This window comes from Aeromonas sp. QDB63 (genome assembly GCF_027707425.1).
Taxonomy (GTDB): domain Bacteria; phylum Pseudomonadota; class Gammaproteobacteria; order Enterobacterales; family Aeromonadaceae; genus Aeromonas; species Aeromonas caviae.
Window position 1 is genome coordinate 1 of the sequence record NZ_JAPCIS010000085.1, and the last position, 568, is coordinate 568.

1 pseudogene is annotated in these 568 nt (G+C 58.1%); it reads left to right on the forward strand.

Annotated features, from left to right (window positions below):
- A pseudogene (locus tag PG879_RS20480) lies at positions 1–568 on the forward strand (IS481-like element ISAs19 family transposase); the annotation flags it as partial.

The window sequence follows — 568 nt, forward strand, 5'->3', positions numbered from 1 at the left end:
GAACGCCAAATTGAGGTTCACTACACCGGGGAACTGGTGGCGGTCGACACCTTCTTCGTCGGCGCACTCAAGGGGGTAGGCAAGGTGTATCTGCAAACCGTGCTGGACTGCTACAGCCGCCACGCCTGGGGACGGCTCTACACCAGCAAGCTGCCGGTGACCTCGGTTCATGTGCTCAACGAAACGGTCCTGCCGTTCTTCGAAGCCCATGAGGCTCGGGTCTATACCATCTTGTCGGACAACGGGCGCGAGTTCTGTGGGCGCCCTGACCATCATCCCTACGAGCTGTTCCTGCAACTGGAGGGGATTGAGCACCGGACCACCAAGGTACGCAGGCCGCAGAGCAATGGCTTTATCGAGCGGTTGCACCGCACACTGCTGGATGAGCACTTCCGTATCAAGGGGAGGACGACCTGGTATGAGTCGGTAGAACAGATGCAGACAGACCTGGATAGCTACCTGGAACACTACAACACCGAGCGGCCACATCAGGGCAGGATGATGGAGGGTCAGACCCCCTACAGCATGTTCAAGAAGGGTCTGAAATTGATACCGAAGGAAGTGCGCA